20 protein-coding genes, 1 other RNA gene and 1 other annotated feature are annotated in these 26,890 nt (G+C 37.8%); of the genes, 1 reads left to right on the top strand and 20 read right to left on the bottom strand.

Annotation, left to right across the window (positions count from 1 at the left end; translation table 11 throughout):
- Positions 1-633 precede the first annotated feature (633 nt).
- The 10 genes from ptsP to hisS all read right to left on the bottom strand — a co-directional run bounded on the left by ptsP (position 634) and on the right by hisS (position 12,874).
- Positions 634-2,343: a phosphoenolpyruvate--protein phosphotransferase gene (gene ptsP / locus QN089_RS09680; RefSeq protein WP_068452411.1), complete on the bottom strand. Its 1,710-nt coding sequence runs from the start codon at positions 2,341-2,343 to the stop codon at positions 634-636.
- 1 nt (position 2,344) lies between these two features.
- Positions 2,345-2,614, bottom strand: coding sequence for an HPr family phosphocarrier protein (locus QN089_RS09685; protein ID WP_068452408.1), 270 nt, complete (start codon positions 2,612-2,614; stop codon positions 2,345-2,347).
- Between the two features lie 19 nt (positions 2,615-2,633).
- On the bottom strand, positions 2,634-3,350 hold the full coding sequence (locus tag QN089_RS09690) for a sugar isomerase domain-containing protein (RefSeq protein ID WP_068452405.1): 717 nt from the start codon (positions 3,348-3,350) through the stop codon (positions 2,634-2,636).
- Between the two features lie 4 nt (positions 3,351-3,354).
- Positions 3,355-4,077, bottom strand: coding sequence for a GntR family transcriptional regulator (locus QN089_RS09695; protein WP_285215211.1), 723 nt, complete (start codon positions 4,075-4,077; stop codon positions 3,355-3,357).
- Positions 4,078-4,090: 13 nt separating this feature from the next.
- Positions 4,091-5,248, bottom strand: coding sequence for an N-acetylglucosamine-6-phosphate deacetylase (gene nagA, locus QN089_RS09700; RefSeq protein WP_068452399.1), 1,158 nt, complete (start codon positions 5,246-5,248; stop codon positions 4,091-4,093).
- 73 nt (positions 5,249-5,321) lie between these two features.
- On the bottom strand, positions 5,322-7,265 hold the full coding sequence (gene nagE, locus QN089_RS09705; protein WP_285215212.1) for an N-acetylglucosamine-specific PTS transporter subunit IIBC: 1,944 nt from the start codon (positions 7,263-7,265) through the stop codon (positions 5,322-5,324).
- 184 nt (positions 7,266-7,449) lie between these two features.
- Positions 7,450-9,249, bottom strand: coding sequence for a hypothetical protein (locus tag QN089_RS09710; protein ID WP_285215213.1), 1,800 nt, complete (start codon positions 9,247-9,249; stop codon positions 7,450-7,452).
- Positions 9,250-9,338: 89 nt separating this feature from the next.
- A non-coding RNA gene (ssrS, locus tag QN089_RS09715) (6S RNA) lies at positions 9,339-9,521 on the bottom strand.
- A 278-nt stretch (positions 9,522-9,799) separates the two neighbouring features.
- Complete coding sequence (aspS, locus tag QN089_RS09720; RefSeq protein ID WP_068452392.1) at positions 9,800-11,587, bottom strand: aspartate--tRNA ligase; 1,788 nt, start codon at positions 11,585-11,587, stop codon at positions 9,800-9,802.
- Positions 11,588-11,602: 15 nt separating this feature from the next.
- Positions 11,603-12,874 carry a histidine--tRNA ligase gene (gene hisS / locus QN089_RS09725; protein ID WP_285215214.1) on the bottom strand — a complete coding sequence of 424 codons (1,272 nt, stop codon included), beginning with the start codon at positions 12,872-12,874 and terminating at the stop codon, positions 11,603-11,605.
- A gap of 75 nt (positions 12,875-12,949) precedes the next feature.
- Positions 12,950-13,193: a binding site (T-box leader), on the bottom strand.
- A gap of 246 nt (positions 13,194-13,439) precedes the next feature.
- Between hisS and QN089_RS09730 the strand changes: the two genes are divergently transcribed.
- Positions 13,440-15,038 (top strand): N-acetylmuramoyl-L-alanine amidase family protein, encoded by a 1,599-nt coding sequence (locus QN089_RS09730; protein WP_285215215.1) that lies wholly within the window; start codon positions 13,440-13,442, stop codon positions 15,036-15,038.
- 51 nt (positions 15,039-15,089) lie between these two features.
- Here QN089_RS09730 and dtd read toward each other — a convergent pair whose 3' ends face one another.
- The 10 genes from dtd to QN089_RS09780 all read right to left on the bottom strand — a co-directional run bounded on the left by dtd (position 15,090) and on the right by QN089_RS09780 (position 26,882).
- On the bottom strand, positions 15,090-15,527 hold the full coding sequence (dtd, locus tag QN089_RS09735; protein WP_285215216.1) for a D-aminoacyl-tRNA deacylase: 438 nt from the start codon (positions 15,525-15,527) through the stop codon (positions 15,090-15,092).
- 18 nt (positions 15,528-15,545) lie between these two features.
- Entirely contained in the window at positions 15,546-17,741 is a 2,196-nt protein-coding gene (locus QN089_RS09740) for a RelA/SpoT family protein (RefSeq protein WP_285215217.1), read from the bottom strand.
- A 177-nt stretch (positions 17,742-17,918) separates the two neighbouring features.
- Entirely contained in the window at positions 17,919-18,431 is a 513-nt protein-coding gene (locus tag QN089_RS09745; protein WP_087680331.1) for an adenine phosphoribosyltransferase, read from the bottom strand.
- Positions 18,432-18,438: 7 nt separating this feature from the next.
- On the bottom strand, positions 18,439-20,775 hold the full coding sequence (recJ, locus tag QN089_RS09750) for a single-stranded-DNA-specific exonuclease RecJ (RefSeq protein WP_285215218.1): 2,337 nt from the start codon (positions 20,773-20,775) through the stop codon (positions 18,439-18,441).
- Positions 20,776-20,878: 103 nt separating this feature from the next.
- Entirely contained in the window at positions 20,879-21,622 is a 744-nt protein-coding gene (locus QN089_RS09755) for a prepilin peptidase (RefSeq protein ID WP_087680333.1), read from the bottom strand.
- Between the two features lie 13 nt (positions 21,623-21,635).
- On the bottom strand, positions 21,636-22,418 hold the full coding sequence (locus QN089_RS09760) for a hypothetical protein (RefSeq protein ID WP_285215219.1): 783 nt from the start codon (positions 22,416-22,418) through the stop codon (positions 21,636-21,638).
- A complete protein-coding gene (pilM, locus tag QN089_RS09765; protein WP_285215220.1) occupies positions 22,415-23,956 on the bottom strand; it encodes a pilus assembly protein PilM in 1,542 nt (513 codons plus the stop codon). The genes QN089_RS09760 and pilM overlap by 4 nt, the downstream gene beginning before the upstream one ends.
- 100 nt (positions 23,957-24,056) lie before the next feature.
- On the bottom strand, positions 24,057-24,548 hold the full coding sequence (locus QN089_RS09770; protein WP_285215221.1) for a prepilin-type N-terminal cleavage/methylation domain-containing protein: 492 nt from the start codon (positions 24,546-24,548) through the stop codon (positions 24,057-24,059).
- An 88-nt stretch (positions 24,549-24,636) separates the two neighbouring features.
- Positions 24,637-25,842: a type II secretion system F family protein gene (locus QN089_RS09775; protein WP_285215222.1), complete on the bottom strand. Its 1,206-nt coding sequence runs from the start codon at positions 25,840-25,842 to the stop codon at positions 24,637-24,639.
- Complete coding sequence (locus tag QN089_RS09780) at positions 25,839-26,882, bottom strand: type IV pilus twitching motility protein PilT (RefSeq protein WP_285215223.1); 1,044 nt, start codon at positions 26,880-26,882, stop codon at positions 25,839-25,841. Before QN089_RS09780 ends, QN089_RS09775 begins: the two co-directional genes overlap by 4 nt.
- Positions 26,883-26,890 lie beyond the last annotated feature (8 nt).

Below are 26,890 nucleotides of genomic sequence, written 5' to 3' on the forward strand. Positions count from 1 at the left end.
ACTATCAAAGCTTTGAATTTAAGTGGTATAGTCCAATTTTCTCCTTATTTAAAATACTCATTGAAAAGACAATTACTTTTCGGAAAGAGTTGATTTATTTCTGAAATAATCTCACCATCTACTTGTACACATTGGCGATAAAGAAGTTGTTCAATTGGGTCATAACCAGCAACTAAAGAAGCCAAATGTTGGATTGAAATCGTCCATAAGCGTGTAGTAGGTTTTATTATTATTTCTCAACAGATCCTTTATGGATAGGAAAAACACCTTCATTCCAAAGTGCAAATGTACCCAGAACTTGTATATAAAAAGAAATATTTTTTTGGTAATGTCAGTTATGTAAAAAAAGCATATACATCTACAATACGGAGCATCGTTTCTCGTTTTCGTTGTTGTTTAATTTGTGGTTTAGTAAATGACAACATAAATTTCTGTTCTATTGATATAACACCTCTTACTTTATCAATACTAGAGGCATGCGAAAAAACATAACGCTAAATTGCTTCTTCTACTGAATAGTAATCATGGACTGTAAAGTGTAAATTTCTATAAAAACCCCCCTCGATGTTTTAAAAAAAGCCATCCGAAAATAGCGATACAATTACCCTATTTTCAAGATAGCTTTTATTTAATTTATAATAGATTTTCAATTACATAATTTTCGATGTCAGCTGATGTCGTTAACGTTAAAATATGATCAATGTGTTTTTTCATTTCAGCTTTTGATAACTTCGAAATTTGAGCACGTGCATGTAAGATAGATGAAGCACTCATCGAGAATTCATCTAAACCAAAACCAAGCAAGATTGGGATGGCAATCTCGTCTCCTGCCATTTCACCACACATGCCAACCCATTTACCATTTGCATGTGCAGCATCTATTACATTTTTAACTAAACGCAAGATTGCTGGATGGTAAGGTTGATATAAATAAGATACTTTTTCGTTCATACGATCAGCAGCTAATGTATATTGAATTAAATCGTTCGTACCAATCGATAAGAAGTCAGCCTCTTTTGCAAATAAATCTGCAATGACTGCAGCAGAAGGAATTTCTACCATCATACCCACTTCAATATCATCTGATACTTCGAACCCTTCCTCAATTAATTCAGCTTTTACTTCCATTAAAAAGTTTTTAGCTGTACGGAATTCATCGAGTGTCGCAATCATTGGGAACATAATCTTTAAATCCCCATGAATACTTGCGCGTAATAATGCACGTAATTGCACACGGAATAATGAGCGCTCTTCTAAGCATAGACGAATTGCACGATATCCTAAGAAGGGGTTCATTTCCTCTGGAAGCGTTAAATAACTCAGTTCTTTATCCCCACCTATATCAAGTGTACGAACTACTGTCTTACGCCCTTCCATTTTCTCAAGAACTGTTTTATATGCTATATACTGCTCTTCCTCGGACGGAAAATCATTACGGTCCATGTATAGGAATTCGGTTCTAAATAGACCTACACCATCCCCACCATTTGCTCTCACAACCTCTGCATCATCTGGTCTACCTATATTCCCTGCAATTTCGACGTGATGACCATCTCGATCTACACTTGGTTGGTCAATATAAGCACGAAGCGCCGCTTGTTCTGCTTCAAAGGCTTCTTTCTTTTGCTCATATTCGTTTACAACTTCTTGCGTCGGGTTGAAGATTGCAATACCTGTTGAACCATCTAATACAACCATTTCATTATGTTCAACAGATGTGGTCGCGATTTTTGTACCAACAATCGCAGGTATTTCAAGCGTACGTGCTAAAATAGCGGAGTGCGATGTACGTCCACCGATATCTGTTATAAAACCTTGTACAAATTGTTTGTTCAATTGTGCTGTCATAGATGGTGTTAAATCATCTGCAATAATAATGACGTCCTCTGCAATAGTGGTTAAATCTGGTAAATCAACTTCAAGTAGCTTAGCGAGAATACGTTGCGAGACATCACGAATGTCGGCAGCACGCTCTTTCATATATTCATTATCCATTGATTCAAAAGTAGCTATAAATGTGGAAGCCACTTCATCTAGTGCAGCTTCAGCATTTACACCTTTATCAATTTTACTTTCTATTGTCATACGCATTTCTGGATCTTGTAAAACAAGTAGATGTGCAGAGAAAATTTCAGCATTTTCTTTTCCAAACTTTTCAATAGCGTGATTACGAATCAACTCTAACTCGATTTTTGCAAGATCGATTGCGCGCTGTAATCGTGCTTTTTCCTCTGAAAAATCTTTTATTTCGTACTTATCAAAGGTTAAGTTTGGTTCTACAAGGCGGTAGGCTTTAGCAACGGCAATACCATTTGAAACGCCAATTCCTTTAATCTCCAACATACTATACCTCTACTCCAATACCTTCTTCTAGAATTACTGCACCTGCTTTTTCTACCGCTGCCTCTTCATCACTACCATTTGCTGAAATTGTAATAATTCCATCTGCTGGAATTCCTAATGCCATAACACCCATAATTGATTTTAAATTTACTGAACGACCATCATATGTTAATTGAACATCCGATGAGAACGGTGTTACCGCTGATACTAATAGTGTACATGGACGTGCATGTAAGCCTTCTGAGCTTGTAATTTTATATTGTTTTTCCATTCTAAAAACCTCCATTTAATTAAAAGTTAATACGGTGTTCATATTGCTTCATATAAAATGCATTTGTATTTCCTTCTTGTTCAACGTTATTACTCACAAAAATAGGAAACGTTTTTTTGTCATCGTGAAATAATTGCACAACGCGCACAATGACTTCATTTAATAATGTAACGCCTGCAAGAGTTGATACTGGACCATAACGCAAACCGTTTTGCTCCATAATACCATCACCAAGTGGTACATGTGTATTTAATACCACATCTGCATAGGTTTCTAATCTTTTTTTTGTTGGATGTTTAGAAGATTGTTCACAATATGCTAATGATTGCAGTGTTATCACAGGTATACCCTTTTCTTTTGCTCGTAAAGCTATCTCAATTGGTACAGCATTTTTTCCACTTGTTGAAATAACAATAAGTACATCATGAGATTGAAATTCAAAATGCGACCAATATTCTTCGATGTGCGAAAGGTCCTTTTCATTTTCTGAAGATATTTCTGCACCTTTATGCAACATGAGTGGTTCGATGCATACAGCTTTAGCTGGTACTAAACCACCTGCTCGGTAATAAGCCTCTTGAGCAATTAATTGCGAATGACCACAACCAAACAATTGCAAAATGCCCCCTTGTTCAATAGACTGATAAATTATATTTGCAGCTTGTTCGATTGCTTGTTGCTCTTGTTCTTCTAGTACTTGAAGAAGATTCGCCACTTTTTGCAAATAGATGCTCATTCTTTCACCTCTGAATTTCACTAATAAATTTATAACGATCTGCTCGATAAGAAGAACGTACCAATTCAAATGGTCTTCCATCCGTTAAGTAACTAATACGCTTAATCATTAGTACAATTGCAGATGGATCAATTTGAAGATACTTACTATCCTCTTTTGCTACAATAGAAGCTTCCATCTGCTGAATCGCGTTCCCAATTTTCAAACCATATGTGTCTTCTACCAAACGATAGAGCGAACCATTAAATGATTCTTCTGTTAAATTAGGTAAAGCTCTAACTGGAATATACGTACGTTCGATTGCCATCGGTTGCTCATCTGCATTACGAATTCGCACGATGAAATATACTTCTTCGCCTTCTTCTAATAGTAAATCTCGTGCTATATCAAATGGTGGTTTTTGTTTTTCAAACTTAATTAATTTATTACTTGGCACTAAACCTCTCGCACGCATATCTTCTGTGAAACTCGTCAAACCGTTCAATGGCTGTTCTAATTTAGGTTTTGATACAAAAGTACCTCTCCCTTTTTCACGATACAATAAGCCATTTAATACAAGATTTGTGATTGCTTGGCGCACTGTCATACGACTTACTCCAAAAATCACAGATAATTCTCTTTCTGAAGGAATTGGCTCTCCCACTACATATTCACCCGAATCGATACGTCTTTTTAGTTCTTCTTCAATTTGGACATAGATTGGAATATGTGAACTTTTGTTTACCAAAATACATCATCCTTTACATTTTGTGCGCTTCAAAGACAACTTTACCTTTTTTAATAGTCTTTTGTACAATCAAATCCTGGTCTAATAAGACAAAATCTGCATCTGCACCAACACAGATTTTCCCTTTATTTAATTCGTTCAACTGTTGCGCTGCATTTGCTGATGACATAGCTACAAGTTCTTCCATTGTACAGTTTGTTAATTGTTTCATATGTCTAAGAGCTGCATCCATTGTGAGCACACTGCCTGCTAAAGCACCATTTGAAAGGTGTGCTCCTGTTTCTGTTACATGTACTGTTTGACCACCCAAATCATAGTCACCATAAGGGACACCCTTTGCACGCATTGCATCTGTAATTAAAATAATGCCAGATGCACCTTTCATACGATATGCTAATTTAACTGCTTGTTCGTGACTATGAATAAAATCGACAATTAACTCGACTTTAATCGCATCCAGTAATAAACTTGCTCCCACCACACCAGGTTCTCGGTGATGGAATGGTCGCATCTGATTATAGAGATGTGTTCCTTGTGTCGCACCATAATTTACTGCTTGTTCCACCTCATCGTACGTTGCATCAGAGTGACCAATCGATACAATGACTCCTTCTTTTGAGACCGCCTTCACAAATTCAAAACCATTTTCTACCTCTGGTGCTACCGTAATTTCCTTTATTTTATTTCCACTTAGTTGCTGCCATTTTCTAAAGAGTTCAATAGATGGTGGAATAATATATTCTTCTGGTTGTGCACCTACACGATGAATGGATATAAATGGCCCTTCTACATGGACACCTAAAACTTCTGCTTCATCTTCTGTATTTTCAAAATGTGCAATGGTTTGTAGTGCTGATTCAATGGCTTCTATTTTTTGTGTCATTGTTGTGGCTAAAAAACTTGTAACCCCTTCTTTGACGAGTGATTTTGCCATCGTATGCAAAGCATCTTCGGTAGCATCCATTGTATCTACACCGGCAGACCCATGGATGTGCAAATCGATGAACCCTGGAAATAGATACTGATTTTCTCCATCTATTTCTTCAGTTGTTTGTTGCGTTAGAGATGAACCAATAGCTATAATTTTTCCCTCTTGAATCACTACATCTTGATTTTCAAATGACTGATCGGCATTGACAATATGCACGTTTTTTATTTTGACTGTAGACATATGTGCTTTATCATCCTTTCTATTTAAGTAAAGGACAATGCAGGAGAAGTTTCTCCCGCATTGTAGTGATTAATTATTTTACATCAATAATACTTGCTGTACCTGCTTCTTGATATCCTGATTTTTTCAGCGTAACTTCTTTTCCTTGTGAATTTGTGAAGACAACTGGCGTTACGAGCGATGGAACTTGTGAGCGAATCGCTTCAATATCCACATTCATTAATTTGTCGCCTCGTTGAATAAATTGATTAGCTTCTACAAATATTTCGAATCCTTCACCATTTAATTTTACAGTGTCTAAACCAACATGAATGAGAATTTCCATCCCATTATCTGCTTGAATACCAATCGCATGTTTTGTTGGGAATACCATCACGACTTTACCGTCAACCGGTGATTGAATAACACCGTCTTGAATATCAATACCAAATCCAGGTCCCATTGCTCCAGACGCAAATGCTTGATCTGGAATGTCTGCAAGTGGTAAAAGTTTACCTGTAATCGGCATTTCAAAATCTCCTGGAATGAACGCTTCATTCTCTGTTGGTGCATCTTCTTTTAATGCTGTAATTTCAATAGATTCATCTTTTAATGGTGGATTCCCAGCTTTTATTCGATTTTTAATTGCTTCTGCTAGGAACTCAACAGATGTTCCAATAATCACTTGTACATTGGTTTTACTAATTTTCATAACACCACGTGCGCCATATTTTTTTAATTCTTTTTCATCTACTTTTTCTGAATCTTTTAATGTCATACGAAGACGCGTTGTACAATAATCAACTTGTTGAATATTATCTACGCCACCTAATCCTTCGATAGTATGATACGCTTTGGCTTCTAATACTTCATCTCCAGACATACCTACCATATCTGCTTCTTCTTCCTCATCTTCACGTCCTGGTGTTTTTAAATCCAGTTTGCGAATTAAGAAGTAGAAAATAACAAAGTAAAGTGCACCGAAGACTAAACCAAGAGGTATCAGTAATAATGGATTTTCAGCTAACCTATAATTTAAAAGATAATCAATAAAGCTAGCGGAGAAACCAAAACCATCACGGAAGCCTACAATGTAAGCAACAGCAAGTGAAATACCTGTTAATACGGCATGAATTCCATATAAGATTGGTGATAAGAACATGAATGAGAATTCAATTGGTTCTGTTACACCTGTTAAGAATGCTGTAATACCAATCGATAAGAACATACCTGCTACAAGCGGACGTCTTTTCTTTTCTGCTGCTAAGAACATCGCTAAACATGCAGCTGGTAAACCAAACATCATAATCGGGAAGAAACCAGCTTGGAAATGTCCTGCTGTTGGATCCGCTGCTAAGAAACGTGGAATATCACCTTTTACAATATTTCCTGCTGTTGTCGTAAATGTTCCAAAATCAAACCATACGACTGTATTAATAACATGATGTAAGCCTGTTGGTATTAATAATCGATTTAAAAAACCATAAATCCCTGCACCAAGAGGCCCTGCACCTATCATCCAATTCGCTACACTATCCAGTAGTGCTTGAGGGTAGCCCCATAACACACCTAAAATTGCCCCTAAAATTGCCATGACAATCGATGTAATGATGGGAACAAACCGTCGACCACCGAAGAAGGAGAGCCATTCAGGGAATTGAATATTACGGAATTTATTATAAAGTAGACCTGCTGTCACCCCTGAAATTACACCACCGAACACTCCCATATCTAGTTTGTCATTAACGGACCCTAAAACAGCTACGAGTACTAGCTGTGCAATCAAACCGGCTAAAGCCGCAGCACCTGCACCGTCAACAGCTAATCCCATCGCAATACCAACAGCAAAAATAATGGGTAGATTGCCTAGAATTGCATTACCTGCAGCTACCATAATAGCAGCTACGTATTGAATCCATGCAATGTCGATATGCCCTAACATATCATCCGAGCCGAATCGTACTAGTATTGCAGCAGCTGGTAATGTCGCAATTGGAAACATTAAAGACTTACCAATTTTTTGTAAAAAAGCCAACATGTTTATCCCACTCCTTTGTTAAAATTTTCTTCTTGGTATAGTTGTCTATACCAATTATAAAGCGTTTTCACAGACTTGAAAACCCCTTTATATAATTGTTCTTTTCCCTTTATAATTGGTATGAAACAAAAAAACAGATTATCGTTGCTAAAATAGCTTTTTTCGATAACCTGTATAGTTAAAATTATTTTTGAATTTTTTGTAAAAGCGGGTGAATAACGAAGTGAATCATCTTCGCTTCATTCGGATCACCTTTTGCACAAAATTGATGCGTTGGGAAGGAGTAGGGTTCCATCTGCATTTCAATATACTTCTGAACGAATGGATTTGCTTGAATTGCTTGCATCGCATACTCTTCTTCATCCAGTTGGTATGCCAACATGAAAACCCATGTTAACCATCTAAACAAAGCCGTGTCTTCAATGGCTGTTTGTAATAAATCTTCTAAAATTTTTGGTTGATCAATTAAAAAGTGTAAGCACGCATAGAAATAATATAGTATTGTATGCTGCCTTAACTCATTGAATGGAATGTCTGACAAAATGGCTAACGCTTCTTCAAAACGTCCTTGTTGATATAATAATGTAGTTTTGAGTAAATAAATCCGATTGCGATTCAACATTGTAATTGGATAGTCTTGCAAAATAGCTAAACGTTCATCAGCTGTCTCATATTCCGATAAAATAATTTGAGCATCATGATTATTCGGGTCATAGTTTAATGCTAAACGTGCTAGTTCATATCTCTTACGTTCGCCATCTTCTAAAAAAGCTTCATATGCATACTTTTGTGCTTTTTCATGTTTTTTAATTGGTTTATATGGAATATGTTCAAGCTTTTTTTCCATACGTTTTTCATCTAAATCATTTGTAAAAATCATTTTTTCTAAATGTTTATGCATTTGCCATTGTTTGAATTCATCCATTGTTGCGTCTGTACCAACAAAATAAATAGCTTGTCGAATTTTATCAAACATAAAAACATCAAAATCTTGTTCAAAATACATCGAAATTTTCTTACTATAACGTGCAATTGTACTTGGTGATACATCAAAAATCGTACCGAGTCTTTTTTGCGTGATGACACGTGGAACAAAGTCGTAACGCATACCAAAATCAAGAACTGCTGCAATTAATGCCTGTTTTTTTCGCACATGTTCAATACGCTTTTCTTCCATGAGATAGTTGAAAAATAGACATGTCAAACGATCACTTTTTACATCTAAATCAAGGAATAACATGTCTAAATTAACAATAAGCTGAAGTGCTTCAACATTCATTTCTTTTTCATCTGGTTGCAATACTGGGTTTTCTGTAATCAAGTCTAATAGACAATCCAATAAACTTTCTTTAAAAAAAGCTTCTAATTCTTCATGCTTTGATTGTTCGAAGCGATGGAACCAACTATCTAACAAAATCTCTTGAGAAGCTTCTAAAATAATAGCACTACTTAATAGTCCATAAAAACGCTCATTTACACCTGGTACGATATGCCCTAAAATCAAATTACCTTCTACTTGATCTTCCAAATCAACATCGGCTAAATAAATACATTCACCTGTCCAAATATGTTCGGCAATCACATAGTCTTCATAGAAAGACTTCATTCGACCGACAAAATAATAAGGTGTTTGCCAACTAGATAAAATGAGATGTGTTTTTGGTTGGACAATCGCTTTCATCTGCTCGATTAGATGATACCCCCACTCCAAACGATTCTCAGTAAAGAAATAAAGATCCGTCAATAAATGTTGGAGTGTGGCAGAATCAATTTGCTCTTCAAAACATTGAAGGCGCTCTATACCAACCCACTGTTGAAGCGCAATCAGTTCTTCTTCAGTTGGATGTTCAGATAGAAAAGTTTGAACAACTCGGCCTTTAATCGCTGTCCAATGTTTTTCAAGTGTATTATTTTTTTTAACGAAACAACACATACTCGCTTTCTTGCCACTCTGACAAGGACATAGTAGTTCTTCGTATGCCACGTAAGTCACATCCTCCCATTTATTCAATATAAATAAAAAAACTCCGATTCAATATGGAATCAGAGTTTTGAAATGTGTCAATATTAAATACAAATCCCGATTGTGCCGTCCATTAATGCATCGTTTGAACCCGCTCTCCGCAGGTGGGTGTTCGCACTCTAGAAAAATCATGTTCTCCGAAAAGACATACCTTTTCCTAAAGAATATAAAACTCCCTTATCATTAGTGTTCGGTTAAAACTGATGTATGTGTGACGAACACATCAGGATTTGTATTACAGATAATATAACATAAGCAATCTGTATATTTCAAATCATAAGCATCTTCTATCTGTTCCATTTTATTCCTTTATTATATCACTATAAGTACTAAAGGGAAATAATTGCTTTTAAAAATTCAAAATAAATTCATACTTCAACTATAGTTATTTTTTTCCCTGTTTTATGTCTTCAAAACAATATTGTATATACTTTAGTAAGTGGTTAACAGTCTAGCATTTTAAAAAAAGAACTTTGGCATGAATTCATACCAAAGTTCCTCTCATTTTTAATTAATCTTCGTCTGCTAATGTTTTTACACGGATGTGTAATTCATCTAATTGTGCAGTTGATACATCAGAAGGGGCATCTGTTAATAAGCAGCTTGCTGATGCAGTTTTAGGGAATGCAATTGTATCACGTAAGTTATCGCGACCTGCAAGTAGCATGATGAAACGGTCAAGACCGAATGCTACACCACCATGTGGTGGCACACCGAATTCAAATGCATCCATTAAGAAACCGAATTGTTCTTGTGCTTGTTCTTCTGTGAAACCAAGTAATTTGAACATTTTTTCTTGTAATTCTTTTTCGTAAATACGTAATGAACCACCGCCAAGCTCGTAACCGTTTAATACAATATCGTATGCTTGTGCACGAACTTTACTTGGGTCTGTATCCATTAATTCTAAATCTTCATCGAATGGACGAGTGAATGGGTGATGTGCTGCTGTGTAGCGACCTGCCTCTTCATCATACTCAAGTAATGGCCAGTCTGTAATCCATAGGAATGCAAATTTAGACTCATCGATTAACTCTAAATCTTTACCTAATTTTTTACGAAGGGCGCCTAGAGCATCTGCTACGATTGCTGGCTTATCTGCTACGAATACTAATGTATCACCAGGTTCTGCACCCATACGTTCCATTAATTTTACGCCGTAATCGTCTTGGAAAAACTTACCGATTGGACCTGTTAAACCTTCAACACCTGTTTCTGTCACTTTAATCCATGCAAGACCTTTTGCACCGTAACGACCAACGAATTTTGTTAATTCATCCAAGTCTTTACGAGAGTATTTGTCGTTTGCACCTTTGATATTTAAACCTTTTACTTGTTTACCATCTGCAACAGTTTGTGCGAATACTTTGAAACCACAACCATCTACAACATCGGATAACTCAATTAATTCTAAACCAAAACGAACATCTGGCTTATCTGAACCGTAACGTGCCATTGCTTCATCGTATTTCATACGTTGGAATGGACGTGGGATGTCGATGCCTTTTACTTCTTTCATTACTTTTTGAATTAAACGCTCATTGATTTCTAAGATTTGCTCTTGATCTAAGAAGCTCATCTCCATATCGATTTGCGTGAATTCTGGTTGACGGTCTGCACGTAAGTCTTCATCACGGAAGCAGCGTGCGATTTGGAAGTAACGCTCGAAACCTGACACCATTAATAATTGTTTAAATAATTGTGGTGATTGTGGTAAAGCATAGAATTCACCATCATGTACACGTGAAGGTACAAGATAATCACGCGCGCCTTCTGGTGTTGATTTTGTTAAGATTGGTGTTTCAACTTCTAGGAAACCTTCGTCTTGTAAGAAGTTACGTACCACTTTCGTTACGTCTGAACGTAGTTTGAATGTATTATACATAACTGGACGACGTAAATCTAAGTAACGGTATTTTAAACGTAAATCTTCATTTACTTGAATACGATCTTCGATTTGGAATGGTGGAGTTTTTGCTTTGTTGATTAATGTTACACGGTCAACATACACTTCAATTGCACCTGTGTCTAAGTTCGGGTTCACCATTTCTGGTGTACGCGCGCGCACTTCACCTTCTACTTCGATAACATATTCACTACGGAATGAATCAGCAAGATCTAGTGCTTCTTGTGAGTTCTCTGGTGTGAATACAACCTGTGTTAAACCTGTACGGTCACGTAAGTCGATGAAGATTAATCCACCGAAGTCACGACGGTATTGTACCCAACCTTTTAATACAACGCGTTCGCCTACGTTTTCTGCACGTAGTACGCCACATTCATGTGTTCTTGTAGCCATTATTTTATCCCCCAATTATTGTTTATGTGTTAATAAGTAATTGACAACATCATGGAATGGTACTTTTTCTTGGTCACCTGTTTCCATGTTTTTAATGTTGACAGCTTGTTCTTCTAATTCAGAACTTCCTAAAACCATCACATATTTTGCTTCAAGACGATTCGCTGCTTTCATTTGTGCTTTCATCTTACGACCTGCATAGTCGATATCTGCTGAAATACCACGCGCGCGGAATGAACTTGCAAATTCAACTGCTTTTAGTTTCGCTGCATCGTCCATTGTCACGATATATAAATCAAGTGCATTTTCTGTATCAAGTGTTACTTCCTCTGCTTCTAAAGCAAGTAATAAACGTTCAATACTCATCGCAAAACCGATACCTGGTGATTCAGGCCCACCAATTTCCTCAACTAAACCGTTGTAACGACCACCACCACAAAGTGTTGTAATCGCACCGAAGCCTTCTGCTGTACTCATAATTTCAAATGTTGTGTGATTATAATAATCTAATCCGCGCACTAAATTTGGATCAACAACATAGTCAATACCAAGTGCATCTAAGTACATTTTCACTTGTTCAAAATATGTGGCAGATTCTTCATTTAAATAATCTGTTAGTTTAGGAGCTGAAGCAGTTAGTGGATTCCCTGCATCTACTTTACAATCTAAAATACGTAGTGGATTTTGCTCCAAACGTTTTTGACAGTCTGAACAGAATTCTCCAATATGTGGTGCAAAGTGATCAATTAATGCTTGGCGATGTGCTTGACGTACTTCTTGATCTCCAAGTGAATTAATGACTAATTTTAAATGCTTTAATCCCGATTCTTGATAGACACGCATCGCTAATTCGATAACTTCCGCATCAATTGCCGGGTCTTTTGAGCCAATCGCCTCTACACCAAATTGAACGAACTGACGATAACGACCCTTTTGTGAACGTTCATAACGGAACATTGGTCCTAAATAAGATACTTTAACAGGTTGGTCAGGATTACCAAACATCTTGTGTTCCACATATGCACGTGAAATCGATGCAGTTCCTTCAGGACGTAATGTCATTGAACGACCACCACGATCTTCGAATGTGTACATCTCTTTTTGTACGATATCTGTTGAATCACCTACACCACGTTGGAATAATTCTGTTGATTCAAACATCGGTGTACGAATTTCTGGATAACGATAGACATTTGTTAAATGACGCATAACACCTTCTACTTTTTGCCATTTTTCCACTTCACCTGGAAGTATATCTTGTGTTCCTCTTGGTACTTTAAAACTCATACGATTTAACTCCTTTCACTTCATTTTGCCTGAATGATTGTGCGCAATATAAAAAGCTCTCGCCTCTTGCATTACGCAAGGGACGAGAGCTGTATAAGCTTCCGCGGTTCCACCCTAGTTGATTTATACAAAATCGCATAAATCCTCTCAAATTCGGATAACGGCCGACTCCGTTCTCCCCTACTATGATTGCTCATTTCGAAAAGAAACCTCTCGAGTGTTATTCATCTACTCGTACTATTGAAAAAGATTTCAGCCACGTCTTTTTCTCTCTAAAACAGTCTATAGAGTTGACTACTTGCTCGGTCATAGGTGATATATAATTCATTTCAGATTAACTAATATGATAGAGTTTTCCCTACCTTCTGTCAACATCTATTTACGTAAATATAAACTGACTTATCTGACGAATCCCCAATTTCCTAAATAAAAAGAGCAATAAAGTGAAGCTATTTACCTAATTTTGAATATATACATAAAAAATATTATTAAAAATACATTTTTTTAAAGTTATTATAGCTTTTTAGTACCTAAAGCATATACAATGTAAGAAAGGAGGAGAATTATGGTCAACTTTATTCAAAAAAGTAAAAAATTAGGTATCGCTCTGTTGCTACTAATTGCAACAATTTTAACCGCGTTACCAGCAACAAGTTCTGCCGCAACAACGACACAGTACAAGGTTAACACATCCAGTTTAAATGTTCGTTCGGGTCCTTCAACGAATTACAAAGTCGTTTTCACGTTGAAGAAAAACACCGTCGTAACGAAACAAGCAACAAAGGGTTCTTGGTTTAAAATCAAATCAGGTTCAAAGACTGGCTATGTTTCTTCTAAGTACTTAACGGCAGTGAAAAAAGTAACAGTAAGTTCTGCAACATCAACACAATACAAGGTGAATGCTTCAAGCTTGAATGCCCGTTCTGGTCCTTCAACAAATTATAAAGTCGTGTTCACATTGAAAAAGAATGCAGTCGTAACAAAGCAAGCAACAAGCGGTACATGGTTCAAAATTAAATATGGTTCGAAGACAGGTTATGTATCTTCTAAATATTTAACTGCGATTAAATCATCTGAAACATCTACATCTTCTACACCTGCAAAAACTACATACTTCTATGTAACAGAACAAACGGGTTTATCACTTCGTTCTGGTGCTGGCGTAAACTACAAATCATTAGGTGTAACCGTTCCTTTTGAAGCAAAAGTAAAAATCCTAAAAGAAAACAAAAATAATTGGATTCAAGTTACGTACAAAGGTAAAACAGGTTGGATTAATGCCCATACAGCTTATGGTTTTAAATCAACAACAAGTTTCTCTTTCACTTCAGTGAAGGTGACAAAAACGACATACCTTGTTATGAAAGGTAATTCATTAAATGTACGTAAAATGCCAAATGTAGCAGCTCCAAAAGTAGCATCTATTGGCATTGGCTTCACAGGTAAAGTACTTCGTACATCAAATAATAACTGGGTTGAAATTGAATATAGCAATAGTAAACGCGGTTGGGTATCTGCTAATACAGATTTAAGTATTTTAACAGATAAAATCGATCAAGTTGGTAACCCAAGTAGCAAACCATTAAAAGGTTTGAAATTCGTAATTGATGCTGGACATGGTGGTAACGATTCAGGTGCTGTTGGTACAGACTTAAACGGTAAACGCGTAACAGAAGCTGAATTAACATTAAAATCAGCAAAAGCAGTACAAGCTAAAATCGAATCACTTGGCGGTACAGTGTTTATGACACGTACAGGCACAGGTGCGCTTTCTTCTAACAAAGTGACTGATTTAGGTTTACGTGCAAAATCAGCAGCAAAATATGGTGCAAATGCATTTATCAGCTTACACTATAATTCAGCAACACCTGCTGCTGAAGGAATCGAAACACTTTATTACAAAGCCGATTCAAAAGAATTCGCAAGTACAATTCATAAAAATGTAATGGAAGCTCTTAAAGAAGAATATAATGGTATTAAAGACCGCGGTCCAAAATTCCAAAATGTTATGGTATTACGTGAAAATACAGTATTTGCTACATTAGTAGAACTTGGTTTTATCTCTAATAAAACTGAATTAACACGTATGAACACAGATAAATACCGTGCAACGATTGCAGAAGGTATTGCAAACGGCGTATTGGAATACTACTTCGGTGAATAATAATATGTATGAAAAAACGAGGCTTGGGCATATGCTCAAACCTCGTTTTTATTATGCTTCTAGCAGAATCGTTGTTGGTCCAATATTCGTTAATTGAACATCCATCATCGCTCCAAAAATACCTGTTTCAACATGCATACCTAAGCGGCGAAGCGTGTCGTTGAATTCTTGCCATAGAGGTTCTGCCATTTCTGGGCGTGCAGCTTCTGTAAAGCTCGGACGATTCCCCTTTTTCGTGTTGGCATAGAGCGTGAACTGTGAAATAGATAGAATCGCACCTTGTTCATCAACAATGGAACGATTCATCTTCTCCTCTTCATCTTCCCAGATGCGTAATTTCACAATTTTATTCGCCAATGCCTCTACTTGTTCTTTTGTATCACTTGCTGTAATACCAACAAGTAATACGTATCCACGATTAATCTGTCCAACAATTTGACCATCTACTGCCACTGAAGCTTGTTTTGCTTTTTGTAATACAACCTTCAACTGTTAACAGCTCCCTACTTAATTATTCACACGTTGTACCGAATAAATATCTTGAATCGACTTAATTCGGTCAACTACTTTTAACATATGATGAATATCACGAATTTGTAACGTTAAGTGAATCGTCGCCATCTTATCACGATTTGCACGTGCATTCACTGCAAGAATGGATGTTTTTGTTTCAGATACAACTGCCATTACTTCAGCAATAAAGCCTGGACGGTCGTAACCTGTTACTTCAATATCCACCGAATATAATTTAGAGTCTTGTTGTAATGCCTGACTCCACTCTACTTCAATTAAGCGGTCCTGTTCATCTGCTGTCGCAACATTTGGACAATCTGCTCGGTGAACCGATACGCCACGTCCTTTTGTAATAAAACCAACGATTTCGTCACCTGGTACGGGACGACAACAACGCGATAGACGAATTAATAGATTATCCAAACCTTTGACAACAACACCCGTTTCAGTTGGCTTCGTATCTTTTGGCGTGTTCATCTCTTTCGTGATTTTTTCCATCTGTTCTTCATGGTCACGCTGTTTACGGATTTTTTCTGCTAGGCGATTAACAACTTGTTGTGCTGTCATACCATTAAAACCAACTGCTGCAATTAAGTCTTCTTCTGTCGCATAGTTCAATTTTTCACAAACACGTTTGAAGTTTTCTGACGTTAGTACCTCTTTTGGATCGAAGCCTTGTGCCTTAATCTCTTCTTCAATTAGGCGCTGTCCTTTTTCTGCATGATCTTCACGCGACTGCTTTTTAAAGAACTGCTTAATTTTATGTTTTGCTTGTGAAGATTGGGCAATTTTCAGCCAATCATGCGATGGACCGAATGACTGTTTTGACGTCATAATCTCGACGATATCACCTGTGTGTAGTGGCGTGTCTAAAGGTACCATCTTACCGTTTACTTTCGCACCAATCGTCTTGTTACCGATTTCAGAATGGACACGATACGCAAAGTCAATTGGTACAGAGCCGGCTGGTAATTCTAATACATCGCCTTTTGGTGAGAATACATAGACCATGTCAGAGAATAAATCGAATTTTAATGATTCCATGAATTCTTCCGCATCCGATGATTCATTTTGGAATTCTAAAATCTCACGGAACCATGATAATTTACTATCAATATTTTGTTGTTCCGGCTGTACACTTTTTCCTTCTTTATAAGCCCAGTGCGCTGCTACCCCGTATTCCGCGATATTGTGCATCTCAACCGTACGAATTTGAATTTCAAGTGGATCGCCGTATGGGCCAATCACTGTCGTATGTAATGATTGGTATAGATTTTGTTTTGGCATCGCAATATAATCTTTAAAACGTCCTGGCATCGGCTTCCATAATGTATGCACAATCCCAAGTGCTGCATAACAATCCTTAATACTCTCTACAATAATACGAACAGCTAATAAATCATAAATTTCGTTAAACTGCTTGTTTTGCATTTCCATTTTACGATAAATGCTATAGATATGCTTTGGCCGACCTGAAAGTTCCGCTTCAATACGAATATCATCTAATTGATCGCCAATCTCCTCCATTACTGAATTTAAGTATTGTTCACGTTCAACACGTTTACGCTTCATTAAATTCACAATACGATAATATTGCTGCGGGTTCAGATAGCGAAGTGCTGTATCTTCTAGCTCCCACTTAATTGTCGAAATCCCTAAACGATGTGCAAGCGGCGCGAAAATTTCAAGTGTTTCTTTTGAAATGCGGCGCTGTTTTTCAATCGGTAGATGTTTCAACGTACGCATATTGTGCAAACGGTCAGCTAATTTAATTAAGATGACACGAATATCTTGCGCCATCGCTACAAACATTTTGCGATGGTTCTCTGCTTGCTGTTCTTTTTTTGATTTATATTTAATTTTCCCTAGCTTTGTTACACCGTCCACTAACATCGCTACTTCTTCACCAAAATGCTCCACTAAATCGTCTCGCGTATAATTCGTATCTTCTACAACATCATGTAAAAAACCAGCCGAGACAGTTTCAGGATCCATTTGAAGCTCTGCTAATATACCTGCAACTTGTATAGGATGAAGAATATACGGCTCTCCTGAACTGCGGAATTGCTCTCTATGTGCTTCCTCCGCTAAATCATATGCTCTTTTTACAAATGCCACATGTTCTTCGTTCATATAAGAGGTAAGCGTTTCAAAAACCTCTTCCACTGTCATCACTCGATCTTTCGCCATGTTCAGCTCACCCTATTTCATAAATTTACCGATTAAGATATAAGAATAATTGTATAAAATAACTACCTATCTTGTAAAGGTTAAGTACATGAATTTCCTTGCTCCTTCACCGAATAGTGAAAAACCCGTTCAAAAAGTCGAAACTCTTTGAACGGATTTTTTTAAAAGACGTAAATATTAGTATTCCATAAGAGAAAAAATGTCATATCCTGCGATTTTTTCGCGTCCTTTTAATTCTGTTAATTCGATTAAGAATGCACAACCGACAACTTCGCCACCTAATTGTTCAATTAGTTTAATTGAAGCTTCTACTGTACCGCCTGTCGCAAGTAAATCGTCAACGATTAATACTTTTTGACCTGGTTTTACAGCATCACTATGCATTGTTAATGTATTTGTACCATATTCCAAGTCATACTCTTGTGAGATCACTTCACGTGGTAATTTACCTGGTTTACGAACAGGTGCAAAGCCAATTTCTAAAGCATAGGCAACCGGGCATCCTGTAATGAAACCGCGCGCTTCAGGGCCTACGATTAGTTCAGCACCCATTTTTTTCGCATAATCAACAATTTGGTCTGTCGCATATTTGTAAGCTGGGCCATTATCCATAATTGTTGTAATATCTTTGAATGAAATGCCTTCTTTTGGCCAGTTTTCAACAACTGTTACGTATTTTTTTAAATCCATGGTTTCCTTATTCCTCCTCAGAAACTGATTGTTCTTGTCTACACAAGTCTAACCAATCTCTTAAATCCATATATTGGGCGTACAAGAGTTTTTGTTCTAAAGCTACTTGTTCCTTGCGTTCCTTATAGATTGTTGCAGACTCGATTGCACGCTTATCTGGATTATCTATAATTTTCGCAAGTCCATTCTCTATTGTAACAAATTTCAGCTCAAAAAACACCTGTGTCATGAAAATCAACATCGCACGACTCCAACCTTTATGTTTGGCTAAATCATTTAGATGTTGACGTAAATGAAATTCACGACGTTTTTTCAAAAAACTATAGTACCAGATGAATTGTTCACGTGTTGGCATCCCTTCAAACAGGTGTGAATTCGCTACATGAAAATGCGCATACACACGCATCGGTTGAACCGTTTGTAAAATATGCTTCACTTGTTGTTCATGCTTTGGTAAATCTAAAAAGACAATATATGACGTATACGTAGATAATTCTTCTTCCTCGTCATACAGCGCAATTTCTTTTGGAATAAGTGTTGTAAAATAGTCGACTGTTTCACGCTTGAACGCGATAAATGTCGTTTCTTCAATCGGCATTTTTTGAAGCCATTTTGAGATTTTATTACCACCACGCAAGTCAAATAATTGCCAATCATCGGTGTGTACATCTGAGATTAATAACTGCGCTTTTTTATGATTATTCCACTCATTAATTTGTAAATCCCCTGCAAATGATAAGTCGATTCCTTTTGTTAATTCATCTGCTAAATACCCTTTATGAAAACCGATTGCATCCAGTGTATGTTTACCATCGCCAAGCTCCATCTTCACATGGTCTTCGTTCGCTCCAATTTTACGCATGGATTGAATCGACGTTTTCGGAATACCGTACATTGGTTTTGTAAACCCGACACCATACGGAGCAAGTGTGCGAACTGCCTCAATCGCTGAAACATCAATTTCTGACACATCGACAGGAACATCAATTTCTAAAATCGGAATCAAGTCTTCTTCTGTTAGACAGACCATTGCCTGCTCATGAAGTCGTTCACGTAATTCATCAACATCTTCCATCGCAAGTGTCATACCTGCTGCCATCGGATGTCCGCCGAACGCAGGAAGGATATCGCGATTTTTGTCGAGTTCTAGATACATATTAAATCCTTCAATACTACGTGCTGAACCTTTCGCAATTCCTTTTTCTAGATCAATACCAAGCACAATCGTTGGCTTGTAATAGCGCTCGACTAAACGAGAAGCGACAATTCCTACTACCCCCGGATTCCATCCTTCTTCTGCGACAATGAGGACACGTGAGTCACGAATTTCATCGATATTTTCAACCAGATCAATCGCTTGTTTCGTCATATCTGCCACAATATCTTTTCGCTCTTTATTTTTCTCATCGAGCAATGTCGCCATTTGCATCGCAGTGTCGGCATCTTGCGTCATTAAAAAGTCGACTGCTTCTGTGGCATCGCCTAATCGACCAATCGCATTTAGGCGAGGACCGAATGAAAAACCGAGCGTTTCCTCTGTAATTTCTTCAAGTGCAACATCTGATACCTTCGCTAATGCTTGTAGCGATACGTGCTGTGTGCGCTGTAAATGTTCTAACCCACGCTTCACTAAATAGCGATTCTCATCATGCAGTGGTACTAAATCGGCTACTGTACCAATCGCTACAAACTCCACTAAATGCTCTGGGAATCGTCCGAGTAAGGCATGCGCTAGTTTGAATGCGACACCAACACCTGCTAACTCACCAAATGGATACTGCCCTTCTGGAATACGCGGATGAATGATAACATCTGCTTCTGGTAACGTTCCTGCTGGTTCATGGTGATCTGTCACAATAACATCTAAACCTAGTTCTTTTGCAACAGCAATCGGACCATTCCCCGCAATCCCATTGTCGACTGTGATGATGAGTTGAACACCATCTTCTGCCGCCTGTCTAAATAATCGCTCTGAAGGCCCGTAACCGTCTATAAAACGGTTCGGAATCACATGTGTAACATTTGCCCCTAACTCGACTAGAGCGCTCTTTAACACCGTCGCACTCGTAATACCATCACTATCGTAATCGGCATATACGAGAATCGACTGTTGTTGCTCAATGGCTTGTTGAATACGTTCTACTGCTTCTTTCATACCATGCATTAGAAAAGGATCATGTACTACTTGTTCATCCATATGTAAAAAAGCTTGTGCTTCCTCGACTGTTTGAAAGCCACGTGCCACTAAAATTTTGGCCGCAAGTGTCGGTAACTGTAAAGCTTGTTGAAATAACGTCACTAATTGTTCATCTGGCTGTTGAATGCGCCATCTTTTATTTGTCATATTCTCACTTCCTCATCTACTCATTATAACGAAAGTCATGGACGAATAGATACCATTTGATATAAAAAGAGCGCATCTTTTCCGAAGAATCGATGCGCTACGATTATGTAAATAGATGTAAATACCAATTGAAAATGGCCTCACCATGAAAGTAAACGATGAATGTCGCCACCGCAATCGATGGTCCAAACGGAATCGTCTTACCGAATCCACGTCGTAAAATGATGGAGACGATGAGACCAATAAGTGCTGCAAAGAATAAGGATAAGAATGTTAGTTTAAGCCCTAAAACTAATCCCAGCACAAAATACAGCTTAATATCGCCACCACCCATACCGCCTTTTGAAAGAATGGATAGTAACAATAATAAACTAAAACCAAATACAGCACCTAATATCGCATCCCACCACGGTTGTAATGGTGAAATGATGCGCATGATGGCAATTAAAGTACCAAAAATCAATAATACGCGGTCTTGAATAATCGTATAGAGTAAATCAGATACGGTAATAATCGCTAATAATGAAATCAGTAATAGTGCTACAACCAGTTCTTTTGAAAACCCAAGTTGCGCATAAGCATACGCAAAGAGAATACCCGTTAATGCTTCAATAATGACGTGAAAAGGTCCATATGTTGCACCGCATGTACGACACTTCCCACGTAAAAAGAGATAGCTAAAAACAGGTACTAAATCACGCGCAGTAAGAGGTGTCTGACAGCTTTCACAGTGCGACCCTGGTCGAACAATCGACTCCCCTTTTGGCCAGCGCATACCAACTACATTAAAAAACGAACCACATACTAACCCGATTAAAGCGAATACGATTGTGTAATACAGTTCCAAACTTCATCACCTACTATTTCTGATCTTTTGCATAAAATGTCGTAATCTGTACGTTTGCTTGTACAGGGTATTCAGCAGGTGTATCGTCTGGATTGGTTGCTGGATCCGTTGTTTGCTGTTCGACAGCCGCTTCTGGATTTGCAATCTCATAATCAACCGAGTCAATCTTCATTAAACGCGGATAGCGCTCGATATTTTGTAAAAACTGACGCACATCTGCTATATCTTCACCCGATACAGTGAACGACACCGTAATTAACTCCATGTTACCAAGAATTTCTCCATTGGCAAGGTCAGATGTTGGTGTTTCTGTCTTTGTTTCGTCTGTTTCCTCTTTTTTCGCCTCATCTTCTACTTGTTTTTCAGCTTCTTCGGTTGTTTTTGTCGGCGTATTTGGATTAGACGTATTTTCTTCATTTGATGCATCACCTTGAAGCGTATCTTTTGCAGAAGCATCGTAGTTATTAAATGCGACACTACTCACTTCTGTTGCTGTTTGTCCTTCAAACTGTTCTAGCATACGAATCAACTGACTAATATCACGATTTTTTGGTACTTTCATGCGCAATTCCGCATCGCTTCTTTTTGATGCTTCCGCGTTCTTTTGATCTTGCTGCAATTGAATACGTAAATTCGACGCTTCATCTACTAACTGCACATTTTCAGCTTTTAAGGCATCGCGTTCTGACCATTTTGGTTCTAATATATACGCATAAATACCATAAACAACTGCGCCTACTAGACAGATTGCAAGAAGGATGAGAATGAGTTGCTGTCTGTTTAACTGTTTTTTCATGACTCCTTCTCTCCTTCAATTAATTTGGCTAAGTTTAGATCAAGCGTTAACTGCGCTTTGTGACGCGGTACACTCGTCGCAGCGTTCGGTAATGCTACTGAATTCACTTCAATTGTTGTGACTTTAATATCTGTAAATAACGGATTCGTCTGTAACTGATCGACATAATTTGCGACCTGTGTAAATGTTTCATATTGAATATCGACAGTCGCTTGATTTGCACTAAATGTAAAGTTCAGCTCATATTCATACGGTTGTAAGTCTTTTCGAATCGCATCCATGACCGGCGTCACAGGATAGGCAAGACGTTCAATCACTTTTACTGCCGCATCCAGTGAATTTTGCTTCTCTTGTTCATAAGCTGCTACTTTTGCTTTTTCATCATCAACAATCGCTTGATTCGCTGCTTTTTCTTGCTCTAATGCTTTAATTTCTTTCGAGATGGATGCATTCCAAATCGCAATACTCGCAATCAAAATCGTCACGACAACTGCTGCTCCCCAAATCCATACTTTCTTACTACCTTCAGCTTTGAATGATGGAAGTAAGTTAATGTTTGGAATGGCTGATAATAATTCATCTTTTAATGCTAAGCCGACTACTTCCGCATTACTCGCATGTAGTGCTGGGAACTGTTCTTTTACCCGACTATCTTCCAATGTATAAATCGGAACATCCATCTGACTCTCTAACATATTTTTTATGTATGTAATTTCAGGACAATCCCCTAGTAATATAACTTGTTCGACATTTTGTTGATCTTTATTAATGGAGAAACGATAGAAGTTCATAATACGATTCATTTCAGCTAACGCTTCCATTAAATCCATTTGATACTCACTTGTATTTCCCTTATACGTAAATGTTAGATGGTCGCCTTCTTCTGTTGGCTCCCACTGTACTAATTCTGTTTCAATCGTATGATAACGAATGAATTCAAGTACGCCCTTATCATAAATTGATAGCGATAATTCATTAATCGATACTGCCACCGTCATCGTAATACGATCAACAAATTCCGGGAAGATTTGTTCTACCATACGCAACGTCGCTAGTGCGCGCGCATCGGCAGCGACTGGCTTTAATCCTGCATCGTATAAAATCCCTTGAATTTTTCGAATCTCGATGCCATTTGTCGCAAATAAGAGTGCCTGTCCTTCTTCTGGTAAATCGACCACATCAATGACCGGTTCTTCAAATGGCAAATGTACCGATTGCCCAATTTCTAGTTCAAAATATTCTTTAATCGCAGCACCACTTAAATCAAGTGGATAATCGACTTTACGCATCGTTAATGCATTATCAGGCACCGTAAAAATAACCGATTGCCCTTTTAATTTAGATTCTTTTACAATTTGTTTAATTAATTCAAATACACCGACTTCATCAACAATTGCACCGTCTCGAATCAAGTCTTTTGGTAAGTCTTGCTCAATTAAGATCGCTTTCGTTAAATCTTGCTCATGATATTGAAATAATTGGATTTTATAATCATTATATGTCAACGCAACCTTTTTCTTCGAGCCCAATTTCATCATGATTGCCTCCTACTTTTCTAAATCAAACCAACACTTCGGCACGAAGCCGTCGGAGGACGGCTTCTAAACGAAAGGCTGGTTACTTTCGTGGTTAAATTGTTTATGGGTTTGCTGGTTCTTCAGGTTTGTTGCCCATTGCTTTAGCAATTTGTTTCTGCGTTGCTGTAGTGCTTGTTTTACCTGCACCAAAAACTTTATCTGCATACTTTTTGTTTAAATTTGCTAATTCAGAGTATGTGATACTATAATCGCCGTCTTTTGCTTTTGTAACACTATATGTTGTATCGTCTGTTTGTTTCACATTCTCTACAAAATCAGCTAGTTGAGTTTTACTACATGTTACATTACCTGTTTCTTTATCATCTTTATCTTTATCTGGTGAACATGCACCGTCTGTAATAGCAGTTTTGGCACCTGCGATAATTGATGTTGCATCAGATAAGATGGCTTTTGATTTTGAGTTTGATACGATGCTGCCGATTGCTGGGATTGCGATTAACGCGATGATTGCTAGAATAACGATAACAGCTAGTAACTCGATTAGCGTTAAACCTTTTTCATTTTTTAATTTCTTATTTAGTAGATTTCTCAATGAAATCCCTCCTCTTTCTTTTTTGTCCTTGCTGAAAGTACGTTCGTTTGTCATTGTACGTTCACCTCCCTTCAAGGTGATACTCATTTTAGATTTGTTCGTATAGACTTAACATTGGCATCATAATCGCTGCGACGATGAAGCCGACAATTCCTGCAAGTAAAACAATCATTAATGGCTCAATAAGTGACTTTAGTGCATCAACCGTACGGTCCACGTCATCTTCATAAAACTCAGCCACTTTTTCTAACATGTAGTCGAGTGAACCTGTCTTCTCACCAATGAGAATCATCTGTGTAACAAGCGGTGGGAATACCCAACTCTTTTCTAATGGTTCTGCGAGTGAACTGCCGCTTTCAAGCGATTTCTTCGCCTCACGTAATACTTTTTCGATAATCGGATTGGCTGAAATCTTCTCCACAATCGTCAGTGCATTTAAAATCGGTACAGAACTACTAAAGAGCGAAGCAAGTGTACGCGTCATGCGCGCAATCGCAGCCTTTTGTAATACAGGACCGAAAATTGGTGTTTTCAGTAACACATAGTAGACACCAAAGTGAAATTGCTTGTTATTTTTAAATAGGAAACTGAACACTGCGATGATTGCAATAAGAATGCCTAAGAATAGCCACCAATACGCTTTTAGCGCATCACTCAGTCCAAGTACGAATACAGTAATCGGTGGTAAATCAGCTCCAAAGCTCGCAAAGTTCTGTGTAAACTGCGGTACAAGCCATAACAACATAAATGCACCGACACCTAAAATTAAAATAATCAGCATAATCGGATACATCATCGCTGATTGGATTTTCTTTTTTAACTTGAATGTCTTTTCATAACTGCTTGCAAGACGATCTAGCGTATCGTCCATGTTCCCTGTCGCTTCCCCTGCTTTCATCATATTAACGAATAATGTCGGGAACACTTTTGGGAACTTGACAGCAGACGTTGAAAAGGCAATACCAGCACGAAGGTCGTCTTCTACTGTATAGAGTGCTTTTTTCAGTGCCTTACTCTCCGTCTGTGCCGCCAAGATATGAATCGACTCGACAATCGAGACACCTGCACGTATCAAGGTCGCAAACTGACGACAAAAGATCACAAAGTGCTCCATCTTCACTGCATTTCCAATCGTTAAATCCAGATGTAAAATACTGCTCGATTCTTTCACTTCACGTGGACTAATACCTAAATCACGAATTTTCGCGATTGCCTGTGTTTTACTCTCTGCTTCAACTGAGCCCTTCTTTTGTTCACCAAGTTTTGAGCGCCCAGAATATTTATAAACGGTCATCCTAAATCACCCGTACGCATAAATGTTTGCGCTGTTTCGAAGTCGATTTTTCGCTCCGTTAATAATTGTTGAATCGATGTATCAAGTGTATGCATCCCGAGCGAACGTGATGTCTGCATAATATTCGAAATTTGGTGAACTTTATCATTTCGAATTAAGTTCGCAACAGAAGGGGTTTGAACTAACACTTCTGTCGCTGCGATACGCCCTTCCGTATCAATGCGACGGAATAGACGTTGTGATACAATCCCTTGTAAAACATTGGCTAATTGAACACGAATCTGTCCTTGTTGATGTGGCGGAAAGACATCAATAATTCGGTCGATTGTTGTCGGTGCACTACTCGTATGAAGCGTCGCCATAACTAAGTGACCTGTTTCAGCAGCTGTAATCGCTGTTGAGATCGTATCCAAATCACGCATCTCTCCGACTAAGATGATATCGGGGTCTTGACGAAGTGCCGCTCTTAATCCATTGGCGAAACTTTTCGTATCTGAACCAACTTCACGTTGATTGACAATGGATTTTTGATGACTGTGTAAATACTCGATTGGATCTTCTAATGTAATAATATGTTTCGCTTGATTTTTATTAATAAAATCAATCATGGCAGCAAGTGTTGTCGACTTACCTGAACCTGTTGGACCTGTTACAAGAATAAGTCCTTGTGGCTTTTCGCATAAGCGATATAATACTTGCGGCATATTTAATTGCTCAATCGTCGGAATCGTTGAGTCAATCTTACGTGCAGCAAGCGTCAAACTATTGCGTTGATGATAGGCATTCATACGAAAACGACAGCGGTTTTGAAGTGAGTAGTTGAAGTCGAGTTCACGACGCTCTTCGAATTCCGCCAGTCGAAATTCAGGAATAACGGATTTCACCATACGCTCTAAATCATCTGGCAATAACTTTTCTTCTCCATAAGCTTGTAGTCTTCCATTTACACGAAAAGTAGGTGGAATTCCGACTGTAATATGTAAATCGGATGCATTCATCTCATCAGCTTTTGTTAATAATTCAATTATGTCTTTAGACATCTTTGCCC

Source organism: Kurthia sp. YJT4, from assembly GCF_030219945.1.
In the GTDB taxonomy this organism is placed as follows: domain Bacteria; phylum Bacillota; class Bacilli; order Bacillales_A; family Planococcaceae; genus Kurthia; species Kurthia gibsonii.

Excerpts from the sequence above, each read along its gene's own strand:
- nagE (WP_285215212.1), bottom strand. The coding sequence starts at position 7,265 with ATGTTGGCTTTTTTACAAAAAATTGGTAAGTCTTTAATGTTTCCAATT.
- QN089_RS09775 (WP_285215222.1), bottom strand. The coding sequence starts at position 25,842 with ATGACCGTTTATAAATATTCTGGGCGCTCAAAACTTGGTGAACAAAAG.
- QN089_RS09745 (WP_087680331.1), bottom strand. The coding sequence starts at position 18,431 with ATGGATTTAAAAAAATACGTAACAGTTGTTGAAAACTGGCCAAAAGAA.
- QN089_RS09730 (WP_285215215.1), top strand. The coding sequence starts at position 13,440 with ATGGTCAACTTTATTCAAAAAAGTAAAAAATTAGGTATCGCTCTGTTG.
- hisS (WP_285215214.1), bottom strand. The coding sequence starts at position 12,874 with ATGAGTTTTAAAGTACCAAGAGGAACACAAGATATACTTCCAGGTGAA.
- ptsP (WP_068452411.1), bottom strand. The coding sequence starts at position 2,343 with ATGTTGGAGATTAAAGGAATTGGCGTTTCAAATGGTATTGCCGTTGCT.
- QN089_RS09740 (WP_285215217.1), bottom strand. The coding sequence starts at position 17,741 with ATGGCGAAAGATCGAGTGATGACAGTGGAAGAGGTTTTTGAAACGCTT.
- QN089_RS09780 (WP_285215223.1), bottom strand. The coding sequence starts at position 26,882 with ATGTCTAAAGACATAATTGAATTATTAACAAAAGCTGATGAGATGAAT.
- QN089_RS09760 (WP_285215219.1), bottom strand. The coding sequence starts at position 22,418 with ATGAAAAAACAGTTAAACAGACAGCAACTCATTCTCATCCTTCTTGCA.
- pilM (WP_285215220.1), bottom strand. The coding sequence starts at position 23,956 with ATGATGAAATTGGGCTCGAAGAAAAAGGTTGCGTTGACATATAATGAT.
- recJ (WP_285215218.1), bottom strand. The coding sequence starts at position 20,775 with ATGACAAATAAAAGATGGCGCATTCAACAGCCAGATGAACAATTAGTG.
- nagA (WP_068452399.1), bottom strand. The coding sequence starts at position 5,248 with ATGTCTACAGTCAAAATAAAAAACGTGCATATTGTCAATGCCGATCAG.
- QN089_RS09690 (WP_068452405.1), bottom strand. The coding sequence starts at position 3,350 with ATGAGCATCTATTTGCAAAAAGTGGCGAATCTTCTTCAAGTACTAGAA.
- aspS (WP_068452392.1), bottom strand. The coding sequence starts at position 11,587 with ATGGCTACAAGAACACATGAATGTGGCGTACTACGTGCAGAAAACGTA.
- QN089_RS09685 (WP_068452408.1), bottom strand. The coding sequence starts at position 2,614 with ATGGAAAAACAATATAAAATTACAAGCTCAGAAGGCTTACATGCACGT.